Source organism: Mycobacterium pseudoshottsii JCM 15466 (assembly GCF_003584745.1).
Classification (GTDB): domain Bacteria; phylum Actinomycetota; class Actinomycetes; order Mycobacteriales; family Mycobacteriaceae; genus Mycobacterium; species Mycobacterium marinum.
The window spans coordinates 2,252,191-2,269,820 of record NZ_AP018410.1 but is presented as its reverse complement, the minus strand read 5'-3'; the positions used below and the strand labels follow the sequence as shown (position 1 = coordinate 2,269,820).

The 17,630-nt window shown below is 66.6% G+C and carries 11 protein-coding genes and 3 pseudogenes; 7 read left to right on the top strand and 7 right to left on the bottom strand.

Annotation, left to right across the window (positions count from 1 at the left end; all coding sequences use genetic code 11):
• Window positions 1-6: 6 nt before the first annotated feature.
• Genes MPSD_RS10390 through MPSD_RS10380 form a run of 3 tightly spaced genes read right to left on the bottom strand, consistent with a single transcriptional unit; the run spans window position 7 to window position 3,438 of the window.
• Complete coding sequence (locus MPSD_RS10390) at window positions 7-684, bottom strand: hypothetical protein (protein WP_020787930.1); 678 nt, start codon at window positions 682-684, stop codon at window positions 7-9.
• A gap of 57 nt (window positions 685-741) precedes the next feature.
• Window positions 742-2,169, bottom strand: a complete 1,428-nt coding sequence (locus MPSD_RS10385; RefSeq protein WP_020787931.1) for a wax ester/triacylglycerol synthase family O-acyltransferase — start codon at window positions 2,167-2,169, stop codon at window positions 742-744.
• A 15-nt stretch (window positions 2,170-2,184) separates the two neighbouring features.
• The gene (locus MPSD_RS10380) at window positions 2,185-3,438 is read right to left on the bottom strand and encodes an alpha/beta hydrolase family protein (RefSeq protein WP_179953033.1); all 1,254 of its coding nucleotides are present in this window, start codon (window positions 3,436-3,438) and stop codon (window positions 2,185-2,187) included.
• A 254-nt stretch (window positions 3,439-3,692) separates the two neighbouring features.
• On the opposite strand from MPSD_RS10380, the pseudogene MPSD_RS10370 reads away from it, so the two are divergent.
• The 3 genes and pseudogenes from MPSD_RS10370 to MPSD_RS10360 all read left to right on the top strand — a co-directional run bounded on the left by MPSD_RS10370 (window position 3,693) and on the right by MPSD_RS10360 (window position 8,154).
• Window positions 3,693-5,558 (top strand): annotated as a pseudogene (locus MPSD_RS10370) (AMP-dependent synthetase/ligase).
• 61 nt (window positions 5,559-5,619) lie between these two features.
• On the top strand, window positions 5,620-6,744 hold the full coding sequence (locus tag MPSD_RS10365) for an Rv2629 family ribosome hibernation factor (protein WP_020787936.1): 1,125 nt from the start codon (window positions 5,620-5,622) through the stop codon (window positions 6,742-6,744).
• Window positions 6,745-6,843: 99 nt separating this feature from the next.
• A complete protein-coding gene (locus tag MPSD_RS10360) occupies window positions 6,844-8,154 on the top strand; it encodes a phosphoribosyltransferase (RefSeq protein WP_020787937.1) in 1,311 nt (436 codons plus the stop codon).
• A gap of 33 nt (window positions 8,155-8,187) precedes the next feature.
• Here the strand turns inward: MPSD_RS10360 and MPSD_RS10355 are convergent, their stop codons facing one another.
• Together MPSD_RS10355 and MPSD_RS30415 are read right to left on the bottom strand one after the other, a co-directional pair.
• Complete coding sequence (locus MPSD_RS10355) at window positions 8,188-8,469, bottom strand: DUF1876 domain-containing protein (RefSeq protein WP_036427414.1); 282 nt, start codon at window positions 8,467-8,469, stop codon at window positions 8,188-8,190.
• Window positions 8,470-8,569: 100 nt separating this feature from the next.
• A pseudogene (locus MPSD_RS30415) lies at window positions 8,570-10,783 on the bottom strand (PE family protein).
• Window positions 10,784-11,261: 478 nt separating this feature from the next.
• On the opposite strand from MPSD_RS30415, the gene MPSD_RS10340 reads away from it, so the two are divergent.
• The 3 genes and pseudogenes from MPSD_RS10340 to MPSD_RS10330 all read left to right on the top strand — a co-directional run bounded on the left by MPSD_RS10340 (window position 11,262) and on the right by MPSD_RS10330 (window position 14,398).
• On the top strand, window positions 11,262-12,464 hold the full coding sequence (locus MPSD_RS10340; protein WP_420811897.1) for an ISAs1-like element IS2404/ISMul1 family transposase: 1,203 nt from the start codon (window positions 11,262-11,264) through the stop codon (window positions 12,462-12,464).
• 351 nt (window positions 12,465-12,815) lie between these two features.
• Window positions 12,816-13,319 (top strand): nitroreductase/quinone reductase family protein, encoded by a 504-nt coding sequence (locus MPSD_RS10335; protein WP_020787941.1) that lies wholly within the window; start codon window positions 12,816-12,818, stop codon window positions 13,317-13,319.
• Window positions 13,320-13,770: 451 nt separating this feature from the next.
• A pseudogene (locus tag MPSD_RS10330) lies at window positions 13,771-14,398 on the top strand (phosphotransferase-like protein).
• Between the two features lie 9 nt (window positions 14,399-14,407).
• On the opposite strand, the gene MPSD_RS10325 reads toward MPSD_RS10330, so the two are convergent.
• Complete coding sequence (locus MPSD_RS10325; RefSeq protein WP_086085839.1) at window positions 14,408-16,045, bottom strand: acyl-CoA synthetase; 1,638 nt, start codon at window positions 16,043-16,045, stop codon at window positions 14,408-14,410.
• A 231-nt stretch (window positions 16,046-16,276) separates the two neighbouring features.
• Here MPSD_RS10325 and MPSD_RS10320 point away from each other — a divergent pair, with 231 nt between their 5' ends.
• Window positions 16,277-16,933 carry a DedA family protein gene (locus MPSD_RS10320; protein ID WP_012393838.1) on the top strand — a complete coding sequence of 219 codons (657 nt, stop codon included), beginning with the start codon at window positions 16,277-16,279 and terminating at the stop codon, window positions 16,931-16,933.
• A gap of 10 nt (window positions 16,934-16,943) precedes the next feature.
• On the opposite strand, the gene MPSD_RS10315 is transcribed toward MPSD_RS10320, so the two are convergent.
• Complete coding sequence (locus tag MPSD_RS10315) at window positions 16,944-17,549, bottom strand: TetR/AcrR family transcriptional regulator (protein ID WP_020787944.1); 606 nt, start codon at window positions 17,547-17,549, stop codon at window positions 16,944-16,946.
• Between the last annotated feature and the right edge of the window lie 81 nt (window positions 17,550-17,630).

The window sequence follows — 17,630 nt, the reverse complement described above, 5'->3', positions numbered from 1 at the left end:
ACTGCGCTAGGGCCGTTCGGCCTTCCGATCGCCGGCCGGCTGCGGCTGGGCCGGGGCCAGACGTTCAACTCGGTGCTTGATTCCCAGCAGCAGACCCCGGGTGCCCAGCGAGATCAGCGGCCTGGCCAGCTCCAGGGCAAAGATCTCCCCCGGGTGGCGCAGGGCGATCCTGGCGCGCGTCAGCAGACGCACACGATCCTCCCAGTGCGGCTGAACGTGAAATGACCAGACCGCGTTCCAGCGTTGGTCCGGCTGGGTCGCGTTGAGCACCAGGTACTTTTCGGGCTCGATCGCAGCGACACGCAACGTCAGTCCGTCCGGCAATCCCAGCCACCCCGGCGGAGCCAGTCGAACCACATCGCCTACCGCAAGGTGTTGCCATTCCGGATGGATGCGATCGGCGTCGTAGCCAAGGCCGGCAAGGTTTTTCAGTCGCTCGCCGCCGTACCAGCCACCCCGGTCCTGCCCCATCTGCAGTAGCCAGGGCCACACGGCCGACACGGGCGCGTCGATGCACAACGCCTCGGTGGTCTGAGTCGCCGGATCCCCCACCAAACTGTCACCGGGCAACAGCATCTGAGCCTCTTGCTTGGTCGCGCCCCAGTTGCGGTAGTAGCGTCGCGCGGCGTAAAGCAGCGCCAACGAGGCTGTGGCTTCAGCAATCCGTTTCGTCGTCGTGCCCATATCCCCAGTCTGCGAGCACGGCATGCTCATTGACCAGGGCCAATGGTCCCCCATGCGCTAGCCGATGTGCCCCGACAGTCGGGGTGGCACGCCCACACAAGATTCCAGCTCGGTCAGGCATTCCTCGGTCAGCGGGATGAGGGTGTCGATATCGGGCATCACCTCGCGGCCCGCGACGTAGCCGAACCCGATCCGGTCAGCGTAGGAACACGTGGTGACGTTGAGCGCCTGACCGTCGTAGACGGTCGACACCGGATACATCTCGTCGACGTGTGCTCCGTTCCAATACCTTTCGGCGCGTGGGCCCCCAACGTGGGAAATCGGAAGGTTGTATCCGGTGCGGATTTTCGGGGTGAACGGCAGCAGCGGAAAGACAACGGTGGCAGCGATGCTGGCCGCCGTGGTGAGCAACGATGCCGCCGATCCCCGCGCGCTCACCCAGTGCTTGCCCTCCGACATCGACCGGTGAATCAGATCCAGGCGCCGGTGCGGATCTGGTAGATCGGTGTCCAAGGGGCACAACCAAAGACCGAACATGTTGGCGTGCTCGTCGGGTGCCGAAGGATGCTCGCGATCACGCACGGTGATCGGGCAGATGGCGACCAGGGAGTGATCGGGCAGTTCGGAATGGGCGAGCAACCAGCGGCGCAGCGCGCCGGCGATCACCGCGGTGACCACGTCGTTGGCCGTGACGTCGGCCGCCCGTTGTATCGCCTCGATGCGGTGCCGCGACCAACTGCCCGCCGCGACGGCGCGCTGAGCGCCCAAGCGGCCGTTGAACCGCGTGTAGGGTGCGGTGAACGGCAGCACCGTTGTGTGCCCGATCAAGCTGTCCCAGACCGTGGATGCCTCCCCGGCGACGACGTGATTGATCAGCCCGATGCCCGATGCCGCGGCACCGGCCAGCGAACGCAGCGGCGCAAAAAGGCGCGCCAGCAGCCCGGTCGAGGTAGACGACGGCGGGTGGTCCAGGTGGCGGTCGGCATAGAAGGGCGGCATCGACCGGCATTCGGGATCGGTGCTCAGCGCCTCGGCGATCATTTGAAAACCCGCCACACCATCGACGACGGTGTGATGCACCTTGATGTAGAACGCGAACCGGCCATCCTCGAGACCATCGATCAGATACGACATCCACATCGGGCGGGACAGTTCGAGCCGCTGCGCGTCCAGCTCGGCGATCAGCCGCCAGAACGCGTCGCGGCCGGCATCGACGCTGCGCCGCTGGCAGTGGTACCCGATGTCGACGGCTTGCGCATCTCTCCAGACCCAGACACCCCCGGTGTCCACGCCACGATGTGGGTATCGGCGCAGCCTCGGATCTATCGGTTCACCACCAGCCAGTGTTTCGCGGTGAAGCTGGTCGACGTAGTCGGCCCCGGAACCGGGTGGCGGTGACAGGATCAGCAGCGCACCGACATGCATGGGGTTGGATACCAACTCCGCGGTCAACATCAATGCGTCCAGCGGATCCAGCGGATGCATCCGGTTCCTCCGCAACTAGGCAGGGCGGTCGCGCTGCTCCGAGGGATCGTCGAGCAGGCCCGACTGCTGCAGCGCATCCTCGACGAACTGCTGCACCGGCCGAGATCGGAAGAACCCGGTATGTCCGCCCGGATACCAGACGATGTCGGGCTTACCCCAGTGTTCCCAAAGCCGGGCTACCTGCCGCCGCGGATGCACCAGCTGGTCGGCGACGCCGGCATAGATGAAGCGCCCGGCCCTGGGCGCCAGCGGAGTCAGGGCGAGCGGCGAGATCATGTGGCCGATGGGTTCGGCCAGCGCCACCGTCTCGCGGCGGGGGTCATCGCGACCAAAACCCGAGTGGCGGCCCAGCAAATCGACCAGATCCGCGACCGGCACACCGAGGATCGCGCAGGTCAGGTCGTCTTCCAGGCTGGCCACCAAGGACGCGATGTAGCCGCCGAGCGACAGACCGTTGATTCCGATCAGCGATTCGGGCTCCTGCATCCGGATCCAGGAGATCAGCCGACGGATGTCCCATACGGCCTGAGCGGTGGCATGGACGTTGTCGAGAACATCTTCGCCCAGATATACCGCGCCCTTGGGCAGGTCACGCGCCCGGGGACCGTGCATCGGCAGCACCGGCATGACGATGTTCAGGCCCAACTCGCGATGCAGCTTCCAGGACCGGAACAGCGCCAGATCGAGCGGGGCACGGCCCATCTCGGTGCCGTGTACGCAGACCAGCCAGGGGCGCGGTTCCCGGTGGCGCAGCAACAGCGCGTACTCGCGATTGTTCGCGGTGTACCCCAGCCACCGTTGGCCACCCGGCTCCCCCGGCAGCGGGGTGTACCCGCTGTCGAAGAACATCCGGTAGAAGGAGCGTTTGCGCCCCTTGACCTTGCGGACCGTGACCTCGGAGGGGGGCGGGGGGTCGGCGAAGAATGTCCGCGGGCGCTGCAGCCAGCCCTGATCGCCGTAGAACTGCAGGGCCAGCGCCACTTCGTCATCGATTCGCTCGAACACGTGTGGATCGCTGACCGGGCGACGCGCCTTGAGCCCCATCAGCGCGATCTCGTCCCGAAACGCCTGGGCCGCCAGGGCGATGGTGGGCCGGGCGATCGGGAGCCCGTCGGAGTCTTGATCGAGGTAGTCGCGCCACGACTCGGCGAAGTAACGACCGGTGTGCACGAAGGGCGTGACCACGCTGCCCAAGCCCCCGAGGCCAATCGGGTTGACTTGCCGGGCCCCTGGGCTTTCCTGTGCGTCATCGCCGGCCGGTTTCGCCATGGCGCTAAAGCTAACAGGTCGCCCAAAACGCCGGTTAGGGTCTTACGTCCCGAGCAGGTCACGGGCACCAACGGGCACCAAAGGACAATTGCCAATCGCCTGGATGACTTTGGGCCCTACCCCGGCCCAGGCAACCGCAGAAACATCGAAAGTGTCATCTAGCGACAGAAGAGATGCGTTATGCACTGCTTGCCAGGCCCACCAGAGATCCCGCTCGTCGGCGATGTTTGCACTGGTGAGAGGTGGTTTGCGTGATGCATCCCACGCTGGCCCACGAGCGGCCCGACATCGCCAAGATCGACAACCGGCCACCATCGGTGGCGCGGATGTTCCTAGACCGCGTGGCCGCCTCCCCGAGCGCCGAAGCGTTCCGCTATCCCCACGGTGACGACTGGGAGAGCGTCACCTGGGAGCAGGTTGGCGAGCGGGTAGGCCGCCTGGCGGCCGGCCTGATCTCGTTGGGCATCGCCCCGCAGGATCGGGTCGCGCTGGCATCGTCGACCCGATACGAATGGGTGCTCGTCGATTTCGCCGTGATGTGCGCCGGAGCGGCGACAACCACGGTGTATCCGACGACCATCGCCGCCGACGTCGCCTACATCGTGGCGAACTCCGGAAGTCGAGTCGTGGTCGCCGAGGACCAGACGCAGGTCGACAAACTGGTCGAACACCGCGCCGAACTGCCCGAGGTGGCCAGGGTGGTGGTGATCGACGGCAAGGGTGATGGCGGCTGGGTGATCACGCTCGCCGAACTCGAACAACTGGGCAAGCAGCTGCTTGCCGACTCCCCCGCCGCCGTGGACCAGCGGGTCGCCGCGATCGGCCCCGACCAGCTCGCCAGCCTCATCTACACCTCCGGAACCACCGGACGGCCCAAGGGTGTGCGGTTGACCCACGGGGCTTGGACGTACACCGCCTCGGCGATCGATGCCCTCAACGTGCTCGGCCCGGCCGACCTGAACTTTCTGTGGCTGCCGCTGGCCCACGCATTCGGCAAGGTGATGCTTTCGCTGCCGCTGCTCATCGGGTTCCCCACCGCGATCGACGGGCGGGTCGACCGGATCGTCGACAATCTGGCGGAGCTGCATCCCACCGTCATGGGGGCGGCGCCGCGCATCTTCGAAAAGGCTCACGCCCGGATCGAGCAGATGGTCGCCGAGCAGGGCGGGCTCAAGAAAGCGGTGTTCGACTGGTCGATCGGTGTGGGCTTGAAAGTCTCGGCCTCCCGGCAAGCCGGCCGCCAGCCCGCACTGCTGTCCAGGCTGGCCTACCAGCTGGCCGACCGGTAGGTGTTCTCCACCATTCGCGAGCGCTTCGGCGGCCGGATCCGCTTCTTCGTCTCCGCAGCCGCGGCCCTGGACCGCAACGTCGCGCAGTGGTTCGACGCGATCGGTATCACCGTGCTCGAAGGCTACGGGCTGACCGAGACCGCCGCGGCGTCGTTCATCAACCGCCCCAACGCCTATCGGTTCGGCACGGTCGGCTGGCCGTTTCCCGCTACCGAGGCGAAGATCGCCACGGATGGCGAGATCCTGCTGCGGGGCCCTGGCTTGATGACGTCCTACCACGACTTGCCCGAGGCCACCGAGGAGGCACTCGACCACGACGGGTGGTTTCACACCGGCGACATCGGGGAGATCGACGCCGACGGCTACCTGCGGATCACCGACCGCAAGAAGGACATGTTCAAGACCTCACAAGGTAAGTACGTCGCACCTGCCGCGATCCAGGTGAGGTTCAAAGGCCTGTGCCCCTACGCGGGCGAGCTGATCGTCGTCGGTGAAGCCAAGCCCTATTGCGTGGCCCTGGTCAGTCTGGACAGTGAAGCGATCACCGAGTGGGCCGCGGGGCATGGATTGGCCGGCAAGTCCTTCGCCGAGCTAACCCGCGACCCCAAGACACGCGAGTTGATCGCGGGCTACATCGACACGCTCAACGCCGAGCTCAACCGGTGGGAGCAGATCAAGAAATTCGCCGTGCTCGACCGCGAGCTGTCCATCGAATCCGGTGACCTGACACCGAGCATGAAGCTGCGCCGCAAGGTGGTTCTGGACAAGTCCGCCGACGAGATCTCGGCTCTCTACCAGCAACCAGCGGGCCAGGCACCCAAGAGCGGCTGAGCTCGCGCGACGAGACAGCAAGTATCACAACAACATAAACGACACAGCGGAGAAGTTTGGCATGCAATCAGATCGCCTCCATTGGCTAACAACTGCGGCTGGTCCATTCGCCTCGGTGTATTTCGATGACTCACACAACACCGCCGATGCCGCCGAGCGGCTGGAAGCGACATGGCGCGACATCCGGCGTCACCTCGACGGTCTGAAGGCCGACGATCAGCTCATCGGCCGGCTCGAAGAGGCGGTGTGCAACCACCGCCCGGCCGTCGGGCGGCGGGGCCGGGCGGTGGTGGCGACCAGCGACAAGGTGCTGGTCAACGAACAGCTCATCAGCCCACCGCCGGTAACCGTGGTGCGGCTGTCCGAGTACCCGTACCTGGTGCCGCTGATCGACCGCGAGATTCGGCGACCGACCTACGTGTTCGCGGCGGTGGATCACGCCGGCGCCGACGTCCGGTTGTATCGCGGTGACACGTTCAGCTGCACCAGCATCGACGGCGGCGGCCACCCCATCCACAAACCGGCCACCGCCGGCTGGAAGGGCTATGGCGACTTTCAGCACACCGCCGAGGAGGCCGCCCGGATGAACTACCGTGCCGTCGCCGACCACCTCACCCAGCTGGTGGACGAGGCCGACCCCGAGGTGGTGTTCGTCTCCGGTGAGATCCGATCCCGCTCCGACCTGGTTGCGGCACTGCCGCACCGGGCGGCCCAGCGAGTGTGGCAACTACATGGCGGCGCACGCAACAGCAGCATCGGTGAGGACGAGATCAACGAGCTCACCCTTGCCGAGTTTGCTCGCCGGCGAGACACCGAAATGGCCGAGGTGACACAGCGGTTCGAAGCGGAGCTGGGGCGGCGTTCGGGGCTGGCAACCGAGGGACTGTCAGCGGTCTGCGCGGCCCTGCGCAACGGCGAGGTCGACACCCTGATCGTCGGTGAGCTGCGCGACGCCACGGTGGTAACCGGGGCCGCGCTCACCACGATCGCCCCCAACGCCGACGTGCTGTCCGAGCTCGGCGAGCCCGTGGTGCGGATTGCCCGTGCCGATGAAGCGTTGCCATTCACCGCGATCGCGGCCGACGCCTCGCTGGTTCGAGCCGATGGTCAGATGGCGCCCGCCGACGGGGTGGGCGCGCTGCTGCGGTATCCGGCAAGCGACAGATTGGCCAGCCAGAGTTCGTAAGGCCTGACGGGCGATCTCGCGGGCGTAACGCCGTGGCGAACTCTGGCGTGACATTCGGCCCTGGCGTTACGCTCGCGTTGGTTGAAGGACACCCGAGGTATGAGGCAGTTCAGCGATCGCATCGACGCCGGCCGCAAATTGGGCCGCCGGCTGGAATTCCTACGTGGTCAAGACATTGTGGTGCTGGGTCTGCCGCGAGGCGGTGTCCCGGTGGCCTTCGAGGTAGCCAAAGCCTTGCACGCGCCACTTGATGTGCTGCTGGTGCGCAAGCTCGGTGTGCCGCTGCATTCCGAGCTGGCCTTCGGCGCCATCGGCGAGGGCGGCGTGCAGGTGATCAACAGTGCCGTGGTGCACGAGGCCGGGCTCGGAGAACAGGAGATGGCCGCGGTCGAGACCGCGCAGTGGGCCGAGTTGCAGCGCCGGGTGCAGCGCTACCGTGGCGATCGCCATCCGATCCCGCTGCGGGGCCGGATCGCGGTGATCGTCGATGATGGCGTCGCGACCGGAGCCACCGCCGCGGCCGCTTGCCAGGTTGCGCGCGCCCAGGGCGCCAGCCGGGTCATCCTGGCCGTTCCCATCGGTGCTACCGATACCGCACCACGATTCACTGAATACGCCGACGAGGTGGTGTGCCTGGAAACGCCCACGCCCTACTTTGCCGTCGGACAGGGATACGACAACTTCACCCAGACCTCCGATCAGGAGGTGGTGACGCTACTGGATCGGGCCCGTAGCGAATTCGGTGCGGGCCATCAGCCGCCAGTTCCTGCGCGGCGAGACGATGAGGTTCGGGTATTGGCGGGCCCGGTCTCGGTGATCGGGCGCCTCACCATTCCCGACCGCCCCACCGGAATCGTCGTCTTCGCCCACGGCAGCGGCAGCAGCCGCCACAGCCCGCGCAACCGCTACGTGGCCGAGGTACTCAACCAGGCCGGCCTGGCGACTCTGCTGCTGGATTTGCTGACGCCCGAGGAAGAACACAACCGCGCCAACGTGTTTGACATCGGATTACTCGCCCGGAGATTGGTCGGCGTCACCGGGTGGCTGGCGGCACAACCGGACACCACGGCGCTGCCGGTGGGATTCTTCGGGGCCAGCACTGGCGGCGGCGCGGCTCTGGTCGCGGCCGCGCACCCCGGCGTCAAGGTGCAGGCGGTGGTGTCCCGCGGCGGGCGGCCCGATCTCGCGGGCGATGCGCTGCGCGAAGTGCACGCTCCCACGCTGCTGATCGTCGGTGGTCGTGACGAGGCCGTCCTGGAGTTGAACCGGCAAGCGCAAGCGGCGATCCCGGCGCCGTGTGAGCTTGTGGTGGTTCCCGGTGCCACTCACCTCTTCGAAGAACCTGGCGCCCTCGAGCAAGTGGCGACACTGGCGCGTGATTGGTTCCTCGGCCACCTGCGCCATCACTAGTCAGCGCTCGCACGCGCTGCGATAGCCGGCGATTCAGTGGTGGAGGCCGGAAGCCGGCTCGTGCGTGCTGGCTTGGATGTCGGCCGACGTCGCCGCAAACAGCTGATTGGCCAAGTCGGATAACGCTCGGGCGATCGCGAGTTCATCGCCGATCTGAGCCACCGGCTCATCGGCCGGGTCAAGCCTGGCCAACCCGATACCAACCAGAGTCTGGTCGCCCCAGACCAGTCGCGCCTTTGCCCGGGTGCGCTCGTCGCGCTCTTCGATCAGCACATCCACGTGGCAGGACTTGGCGTTGGTGGTGTTTCCTGTCATCGCCGTCTCCTTTGTCTTGCAGACACATTCGATGCCACCACCACCGAACCCACCGGCAGTAGGGGCAAAGGTCACGAGACGCCGGGATGTCCAGCGACCATCACGGAACAATCTCTCCGGTCTGGCCGTTGCTGCCGGGCACCCCGAGAAGGCCGTCGAGACCGGTGTCGCCGCCCGTACCACCGGCCGCACCGCCGGCGCCGCCCTGACCACCCAGTGCCAAGTCACCACCGGCGCCGCCGGTACCACCGGTCTGGGCCGTGCCGCCGTTGCCACCACTGCCGCCGGCACCACCCTGGCCGCCCTGCCCGCCGGTACCGCCGGCGCCGGTAGCGCCGGTCGAACCAGCCCACCCGATCACGCCGCCGGCGCCACCGCTGGCGCCGGTAGTGCCGCCGGCGCCGCCGTCGCCACCGGTGCCGCCGTCGCCGCCGAGCACGCCATTGGCACCGATGCCACCGGTCGTCGTTCCCGAAGTGGTGGTGGCCGCGCCGCCGATACCGCCGTCCCCACCGGCCCCGCCGATGCCTCCGATTCCCCCGACGCCGCCGATACCGCCGGCGCCTCCGTTGCCCCCGATCCCGATGAACCCGGCCGCGCCGCCGGTGCCGCCGGCACCTCCAGCACCACCGGTCCCGCCGTTGCCACCGAGCCCTCCGACGCCTCCGACAGCGCCGTCGCCTCCGGTCGCCGCGGCGGCATCGCTGAAGGCTGCCCCACCGTCGCCACCGATACCGCCCGCATAGCCGGCCGCTCCGGTGCCGCCGTTGCCGATGAACATCCCGCCACGCCCACCGTTGCCGCCGGCACCGCCGGTGTCGCCATTACCGCCAGTTGCCCCCTGCAGCGTGCTACCGGCACCACCGATCCCGCCGTTACCACCTATCGCAGCACCGCTGATGGTGTTGTTCCCGAAGCCGCCGTCACCGCCGGCACCGCCGTCGCCGCCGCCGGTTCCACTGTCGGCACCAGCACCACCGTCGCCGCCGGTCGCCGTGCCGCCGGAACTACCGTCGGTTCTGCCCTCACCGCCCATCCCGCCTTCGCCGCCGTTGCCACCGTTGGGGCCAGCGGTACCGCCGCCCCCGCCCATACCGCCGGTGCCCGAGTTACCGTCGGTCGACTCGCCGAGCCCACCCGCACCGCCGGTGCCGCCGATTTCGTCGCCCGTGCCGGCGTCACCGGGATCCCCGTTGCCTCCCGTTACGTTGCCGTTGTTGCTTTGGTCAGCACCGGCGCCACCGGTACCGGCTGTGGCACCGGGGTCGGATTAGTCCCGTCTGTCCCCGCCAGACCGGTGCCGCCCTGGCCACCGGCACCACCCGAGCCGAACCAATTCGCGTTTCCGCCGTTGCCGCCCTGGCCGGGCAAACCGCCGAGGATGCCGGTCAGGCCGCTCCGCCACGCCCGCCGTTACCGCCGTCACCCAGGAGCGTTCCGTCGGCACCGCCGTCGCCACCGGCCGCCCCGGCCCCGCCCATCCCGCCATTGCCGCCGTTGCCGATCAGCGGGCCCGCGCCGCCCATGCCCCCGGCCGCCCCGACCCCTCCGGTACCGCCGACACCGCCGCCGAGGAAGCTGCCGGCACCGCCCGCGCCGCCGACGGCACCGTCGCCACCATCGCCACCGAACCCGCCGTTGCCGAAGAAGCCACCGGTGCCACCGGTGCCGCCCATGCCGCCGTCACCACCCATGTTCGAGGCCCCGCCCGCGCCCCCGGTCCCGCCGTTGCCCAAGAATCCGGCAGCCCCGCCGGTACCGCCGGCCAACCCGGTGGCGCCAACCCCGCCCACTCCGCCCGCCCCGCCGTTGCCCAGCAGCAGCCCGCCCCGTCCGCCCAGGCCGCCGGCGGCGCCCTCGCCACCGGTACCCCGGTGCCGCCATTGCCCCCATTGCCAAGCAGGATCCCGCCGTCGCCTCCGGCAGCGCCGGTGCCATCGGCACCGTTGGCGCCATGGCCGATCAAGGGGCGCCCCAATAGGGCCTGTGCGGGGGCGTTGACCACACCCATCAGTTGATCCAGCGGCGAGGCATTCGCGGCCTCAGCGGCCGCGTAGGCGCCGGCGCCGCCCGAAAGTGTTTGGAGGAAGCGCTCGTGAAACGCGGCCGCCTGAGCGCTCAGGCTCTGGTAGCCCTGGGCGTAGGACCCGAACAGCGCCGCGACGGCCGCCGATATTTCATCACCCGCTGCTGCCACGACGGTCGTTGTCGGCAGCGCCGCAGCGGCATTGGCCGTTGTGAGCACCGATCCGATGTTCGCCAGATCCGAGACCGCGGCCGTCACCGCGTCCGGAACAGCAATCACAAACGACATCTGCCAACCTCCCATACAGGACAAGCGATGATCGAGCGCTGGGCAGCATCAAATCCTATCCCCGTCACGAATAACACAATGGATATTCGCCCAACAGCGTGCGCGCGTCGGGGAAATTCGGTTGCCCCGCAAGCCCTTCTCCAACGCCCGACCGGACCAAACACGCCGCACTCCAGCTATCGCCGCACCCACGATCCGGCGCAATTGGCAGTCGCGACAAACTGAAATCCCCTGTACCGCAGATTGTTAATGGCGGGTACCGGAGAAATCCGTCCCGGCCGACCGTCGAAACCCGATAGATTCCGTTTTCGATACCAAAACCTAATCCCCGCACCCAGGGCTCCGGCGTTGTTGATTAGCAGGCTTGTGAGCTGGGTTGATGATCTTTGGTGCCGCGCTATTGGGGCCGGAGTGTAGGCACGGGCTATCTGGAGAACGATCGAGTTGGTTACTGTTCGTCGTTGGTCTGGAGTTGCCCGTGCCTACCGTTTCAGTATTGCCTGTGTCGTCGGTTCCAGAGGTGTTCGACCGCTGGAGTCCTGGTGAGCGCAGCGAGCTCATCGGATCGGAGTTTCTCGATGTGTTGGCCTCGGTGCCAGACCCGAGGGGCCCACGCGGTCGGAGGTATTCGCTGATGGCTTTGTTGGCGATCGCGGTTCTGGCCACTGCCGCGGGGATGCGCGGCTATGCTGGTTTTGCCACATGGGCGGCCACCGCTCCCGATGATGTGTTGGCCCAATTAGGGGTCCGGTTCCGGCGGCCCAGTGAGAAGACCTTCCGCGCTGTTTTGTCTCGGCTAGACCCCGCCGACCTCAACGCCAGGATGGGCAGTTACTTCACTGCACACGTGGCCAGCAGCGACCCCAGTGGATTGGTGCCGATCGCGTTGGACGGCAAGATGCTGCGTGGTGCTTTACGCGCCAAAGCGACAGCCACGCATCTCGTGTCGGTGTTCGCCCACCGTGCCCGATTGGTGCTCGGTCAACTCGCTGTCGCCGAGGAAAGCAATGAAATTCCCTGCGTACGTGCCCTGCTCACGCTGCTGCCGGGTAGCTTGCGGTGGCTGGTCACCGTGGATGCGATGCATACCCAGGTCGTCACCGCGAAGTTGATCTGCGCCACCTTGAAGTCGCACTACCTGATGATCGTCAAGTCCAACCAAGCCAAAATATTTGCGCGTATCACCGCGCTGCCCTGGGCCGAGGTGCCCGCAGCCGCTACCGACGACTCCCGCGGCCACGGCCGTGTCGAGACCCGCACCCTGCAAATCATCACCGCTGCACGAGGAATCGGCTTCCCCTACGCAAAACAAATCATCCGGATCACTCGTGAACGCTTGATCACCGCCACCGACCAGCGCAGCGTGGAGGTGGTCTATGCCATCTGCAGCCTGCCGTTCGAGCACGCCCGCCCTACCGCGATCATGACCTGGATGCGTCAACACTGGGGAATCGAGAACAGCCTGCACTGGATACGCGACGTCACCTTCGACGAAGACCGTCAAAGGGCACATACCGGAAACGGCGCACAGGTCCTAGCAACGCTACGCAACACCGCGATCAATCTGCACCGCCTCAACGGCGCCGACAACATCGCCGAAGCCTGCCGGATCACCGCTTTGACCGCCAACCGCCGCCTAGACCTCCTCAATCCACAATTCCCCAGCTCACAAGCCTGCTAATCAACAACGCAGGAGCCCTGGCCCCGCACCGAGCTTGGCCGAACTCCCAACTCGTCAAATCCCGATGAGACGATCGAAATCCTGTTCGAGCGGGGCGGAGCCGGGTTGAGCCATGAGCCCCTAGCGGGCAGCGATGCCACCGCCCGAGACCGAAAGCCATCGCAGCTAGCAAAAGCCCTGTGCCGCAAAGTCCCCCACACCATGGGCCGTCAATCCACGTCGAGCGACCGAACGCTCCGGGCAGACGGCGCGCTCGGGTCGAGCGCCGCGGCCGGCTCGAGAACGCACAACCGGTCAATATGTCGCGCCCATTGCACACGCTCAGCCCGATTCCGGTGAGACCCTTGACTCATGCCTCATGAAGGACCGAACCAGCTGTATGGCCTCTACCTGAGCATGCTGCGCCGAATAGGCCACTACCGATGGTTCGCGGCGATCTTCAAGCGCGTCGGCACGCCGGTAGACCGGGCGCTGATACGGGTGAGCCGGGGCCGGCTCTCCATGGGTGGTTCCGAGATGCCGACGATGCTGCTTACCACGAAAGGCAGGCGCACCGGCAAAGAGCGAACGGTTCCGCTGCACTACGTGTGGGATGGCTCGAACGTGGTCGCCGTGTGTGAGAACTTCGGCTTGGATACGGCCTCGAGTTGGCCGTACAACCTGCTCGCTGACCCGAAGGCCCGCATCGAGATTGACGGCGCTGCTGCTGACTATCTGTCGCGACCCGCCACGGCGCAAGAGGTGGACCGCAACATGCCGAGGCTGATCGCGCTGTGGCCTGCGCATGACACCTATGTCAAGCGCACCGGCACCCGCAAGGTGTTCGTCTTCGAGCCCGTGAGCGCGCGGCGCTGACGGACTGACGGGCTGAGGGGCTGAGGGGCTGAGGCCAAAGCGGCTACCCGTCGCCGCCGTTGCCGCCGAGCGCGAAGTCACCGCCGGTGCCGGCGGTGCTGGCACCGTTCCCACTGGCTGCGCCGCCGCTCCCGCCGTTGCCACCCGCACCGCCCTGACCGCCCGGACCGCCCGTGCCGCCAACCCCGGTGCCACCGGCAGCCCCCCGCCCAACATATCGAGCACTCGGTGGCTACCGATCCTAGGCCGCGGGCAACTCCCCGACAGGCATTCTGGAAAAGGTTGTATTCAGATCATCACAAGCCTGACCTCCGCGCGAAATCCGTCGTTGCGCTCATTCGGAAACTAAAGCGCAGCCACGCCCGCCACCCGCGTGATTGGCGATTTGCCCAGCAAATCTGGCTCGCAAACGGGCCCAACGCGCGAGCAGCTGCGATAGCCTCATGCCGCTATGACAGAAATGGCAAAGGGCAAGCTCATCCTCCTTAACGGCGGATCCAGCGCGGGAAAAACTTCGCTCGCGCTGGCATTCCAGGATTTGGCTGCCGAATGTTGGATGCACCTGGGTATCGACGTGTTTTGGAAGGCGCTGCCGCCCAAGCAACATGACCTCGCGCGAGTGTGGCCGCAGTACTACACCTGGGAAAGCGTGGTCGAGGCCGACGGGCTGGACTGGTTCACCGTGCACCCGGGGCCCATCCTGGACCAGGCCATGCATGCGCGCTACCACGCAATCAGGGCCTACCTGGACAACGGCATGAACGTCGTCGCCGATGACGTGATCTGGAAACGGGAGTGGCTCATCGATACACTCCAGATTTTCGAAGGTGCTCAGGTCTGGATGGTCGGGGTTCACGTCTCCGATGAAGAAGGCGCCCGTCGGGAAGAAGAGCGCGGCGACCGCTATGCGGGATGGAACCGCGGCAGCGCGCGCTGCCCACCGCGATGCCGAGTACGACTTCGAACTCGATACCACCGCGAGCCCGGTTCGGGAGCTGGCGCGCGAACTCTACGAGTCCTACCAGGCCTGCCCGCAACCCACGGCTTTCGACCGATTGCGCAAGCGCTTCCTGCCCTGAGCCGCAGCCTCAATCTTGCGGGGCGACGGTAGCTTTGGCCCACCGGTAATCCGGCTTGCCGGCCGGCGAACGTTGCACCTTGGGGCAGAAGACAATCTCCTTCGGCAGCTTGTAGCGGGCGATGTGTCGCGCGGCCTCCCCGATGATGCTGTCGGGGTCGGGGGCCGCGCCCTCGGCCAGCTGCACGATCGCGACGACTTCGTTTCCCCAGCGCGGGCTGGGCCGCCCCGTCACCACGACGTCATAGACGGCAGGATGCTCGGCGATCGCGGCCTCCACCTCCTCGACAAAGATCTTCTCGCCACCGGAATTGATGGTGACCGAATCCCGGCCCAGCAGCTCGATCGTGCCGTCGGCGTCCCAGCGCGCCCGGTCGCCGGGAACCGAATGCCGGATTCCTTCGATGACGGGAAAGGTCCGCGCGGTCTTGGCTTTGGCACCGAGGTAGCCCAGCGGTATCACGCCCTGCTGGGCAAGCCAGCCGATCTCGCTGTCCCCCGGCGTGAGGATTCTGGTCAAATCCTCGCTGACCACCACCGCACCCGGGATCGGGTCGAAGCGTCCGCTTGCGGGAAGCACCCGACTGGACACCTGGACCATTTGTGATCCCGATTCTGATGACCCGCCCGCGTCCAGGATCGTCAACTGCGGCAACAGATCGACGAAACGCTGCTTGACCCCGGCGCTGAGCGCGGCGCCACCCGAAATCAGCACCGACAGGGCGGACAGGTCGTAGTCGCCGGACTCGAGTTCGTCGAGCAATGGCCGGCCGAAGGCGTCGCCGACAATCGACAGCGACATCACCCGTTCCCGAGCGGCCATCGCCCACGCCGCGGCTGGATCGAAGCGGGTGGCCATTTGCGGCATCACAAACGGCCGGCCGCCGCACAGGCTGATGAACGCCGCCCACTGCGCAGCGCCGTGCATGAGCGGAGCGACCGTCATCGAGCCCGGTCCTCCTTGCCGGGATCGCTCGACGATGTCGTCGAGCCCGGTCACCAGCTCGCCGGTGCCGAACGTTCGCCCACCCATCGAGTTCATAAAGATGTCGTGCTGACGCCACAGCACCGCCTTCGGCATCCCGGTGGTGCCGCCGGTGTAGAGCATGTACAGGTCGTCTGGCGACAACTCGACGTCTAGCGGCTCGTCGGATACCGACGCCAGTAGCTCCTCATAGCGCACCGCGCCGGGCAGCGGATCATTTCCGGACTCATCGTCCACGTGGATCAGCTGCGGTTCACCGCCGGCCTTCTCCAACGTCTCGGCCAACGTCGGACCGAACCGAACGTGGCAGATGACCGCATCCGCGCCGGCATTGCGCAGCAGGTACGCGAGTTCGTCAGCAACGTAGCGATAGTTGATGTTGAACGGGGCGACCCGCGCCTGGTACGCGCCGACCATCCCTTCGAGGAACTCGTTGCAGTTGGTCATATACAGGCCGAGGTGACTTTGACCCGACTCGTAGGGCGCCAATTGCGACCGTTCCCGGCTGGCGCCGAAACCCCACTGGTGCAGCGCCCGAGCCAAGCGGCGGGCACGCCGTTCGGTTTGAGCGAAGGTGAATCGCCGATCCCCGTAGACGATGCAGTCTCGGTCCGGGTTGGCAGCGGCCACCGCCGAGAATACCTGGGCGATGTTGTATTCCACCGGCTCTCCTCAGCTCGTTCAAGCCAACGTCTGGGCCCCTAGCAACGCTATAACGCCGACCCCGATCTGCATGGCGAGTTGCGGCTGAACTTGGCGCCAGTTGCGCGAATTCGCCGAACCGCCGGCGAGTCGACCGTAATTGGCTGGATGCGACCGAGGCGCGGACGCGCCGATACATTGCTCGGCTGCGTTTCGGACGCACATCTCGCGTCCGTCAGGCATCCTTTAGCCATGGATGTGGAAGCCCTGCTGCACACGATTCCGCCACTAGCGGTCTACATCCTGGTCGGCGCCGTCGTCGGGGTCGAGAGCCTGGGCATTCCCCTTCCCGGGGAGATCGTGTTGGTCAGCGCCGCCCTCCTGTCATCGCATCACGAGCTGGCCGTGAATCCGGTCGGGGTTGGGGCGGCGGCCGTGATCGGCGCGGTGATCGGCGACTCGATCGGTTACACGATCGGACGCCGGTTCGGCATGCCGCTGTTCGACCGGCTCGGGCGGCGTTTTCCCAAGCACTTCGGCCCGGGGCACGTCGCGCTCGCCGAACGGTTGTTCAGTCGCTGGGGCTCTCGGGCGGTCTTCTTCGGTCGTTTTATCGCGCTGCTACGGATCCTGGCCGGCCCGCTGGCCGGTGCCCTGAAGATGCACTACCCGCGATTTCTGACCGCCAACGTGTCCGGGGCGATCTGCTGGGCGGGCGGTACCACCGCGCTGGTGTACTACGCAGGCATGGCGGCCGAACACTGGCTGCAGCGGTTCTCCTGGGTCGGGCTGGTGATCGCCGTCGTGGGCGGCCTCATCGCGGCGATCCTGCTGCGCGAACGCACCGCCCGGGCCATCGCCGAATTGGAGGAAGAACACCACCGCAAGGCGCAGACCGCCGAGGCTTGACCTGGCCTGACTAGCAGGCCGCCGCACCGGCCGCGCGGTGCTGTTCGATGAGCACCTGGGCCATGCGCTGGGCGCGGCGGGCCGAATCCGGGTCACCCACCGCTGCCAAGATAATGGCGCCCTTCATCAGGATGTGCCAGGACCAGGCAAAATCCTCGACGTCGTGCAGCCCTGCGGCCACCGCTCGTTCACGCACGATGCCGCGGACGTGGTCGATGTGGCCGATGCACGCCCGCCCGGCGGGGTGATCGGCCCTCAGTTCGAGCAACACGTTGATGAATGAGCAGCCTTCGTAGCCGTCGCGGCTTTGGAACCACTCGTGCAGGACGTCGAAGATCGCCAGCAACTGTTCCTCGAGCGTGTTGCCGCGCGCCCGTGACTTCTGCTCGATCAGACCGAAAGTCCAGAGTTCTTCGCGACGCTGCAGCACCGCCAGCACCAGGTCGTCCTTCGTGGCGAAGTGCCGATAGAGCGTGGCTCTGGCCACCCCGGCACGATCGATTACCTCATCGGTGCCGACGGTCCGGATGCCCCGCCGACTGAACAGATCGTATGCGGCCCCCAAAATGCGCTCGCGAGCCGACACAGCCGGCGTGGTGGCCTCCGGGATTGCCATAGCGAGGATTAACCATACTCTCAGGCCGAAGAGGTAGACAGACCACCCTGTCTTGTTATACAAATGAGATTCGAGCGACGA

Excerpts from the sequence above, each read along its gene's own strand:
- MPSD_RS10385 (WP_020787931.1), bottom strand. The coding sequence starts at position 2,169 with ATGCATCCGCTGGATCCGCTGGACGCATTGATGTTGACCGCGGAGTTG.
- MPSD_RS10315 (WP_020787944.1), bottom strand. The coding sequence starts at position 17,549 with ATGGCAATCCCGGAGGCCACCACGCCGGCTGTGTCGGCTCGCGAGCGC.
- MPSD_RS10380 (WP_179953033.1), bottom strand. The coding sequence starts at position 3,438 with ATGGCGAAACCGGCCGGCGATGACGCACAGGAAAGCCCAGGGGCCCGG.
- MPSD_RS10320 (WP_012393838.1), top strand. The coding sequence starts at position 16,277 with ATGGATGTGGAAGCCCTGCTGCACACGATTCCGCCACTAGCGGTCTAC.
- MPSD_RS10365 (WP_020787936.1), top strand. The coding sequence starts at position 5,620 with ATGCAATCAGATCGCCTCCATTGGCTAACAACTGCGGCTGGTCCATTC.
- MPSD_RS10360 (WP_020787937.1), top strand. The coding sequence starts at position 6,844 with ATGAGGCAGTTCAGCGATCGCATCGACGCCGGCCGCAAATTGGGCCGC.
- MPSD_RS10355 (WP_036427414.1), bottom strand. The coding sequence starts at position 8,469 with ATGACAGGAAACACCACCAACGCCAAGTCCTGCCACGTGGATGTGCTG.
- MPSD_RS10335 (WP_020787941.1), top strand. The coding sequence starts at position 12,816 with ATGCCTCATGAAGGACCGAACCAGCTGTATGGCCTCTACCTGAGCATG.
- MPSD_RS10390 (WP_020787930.1), bottom strand. The coding sequence starts at position 684 with ATGGGCACGACGACGAAACGGATTGCTGAAGCCACAGCCTCGTTGGCG.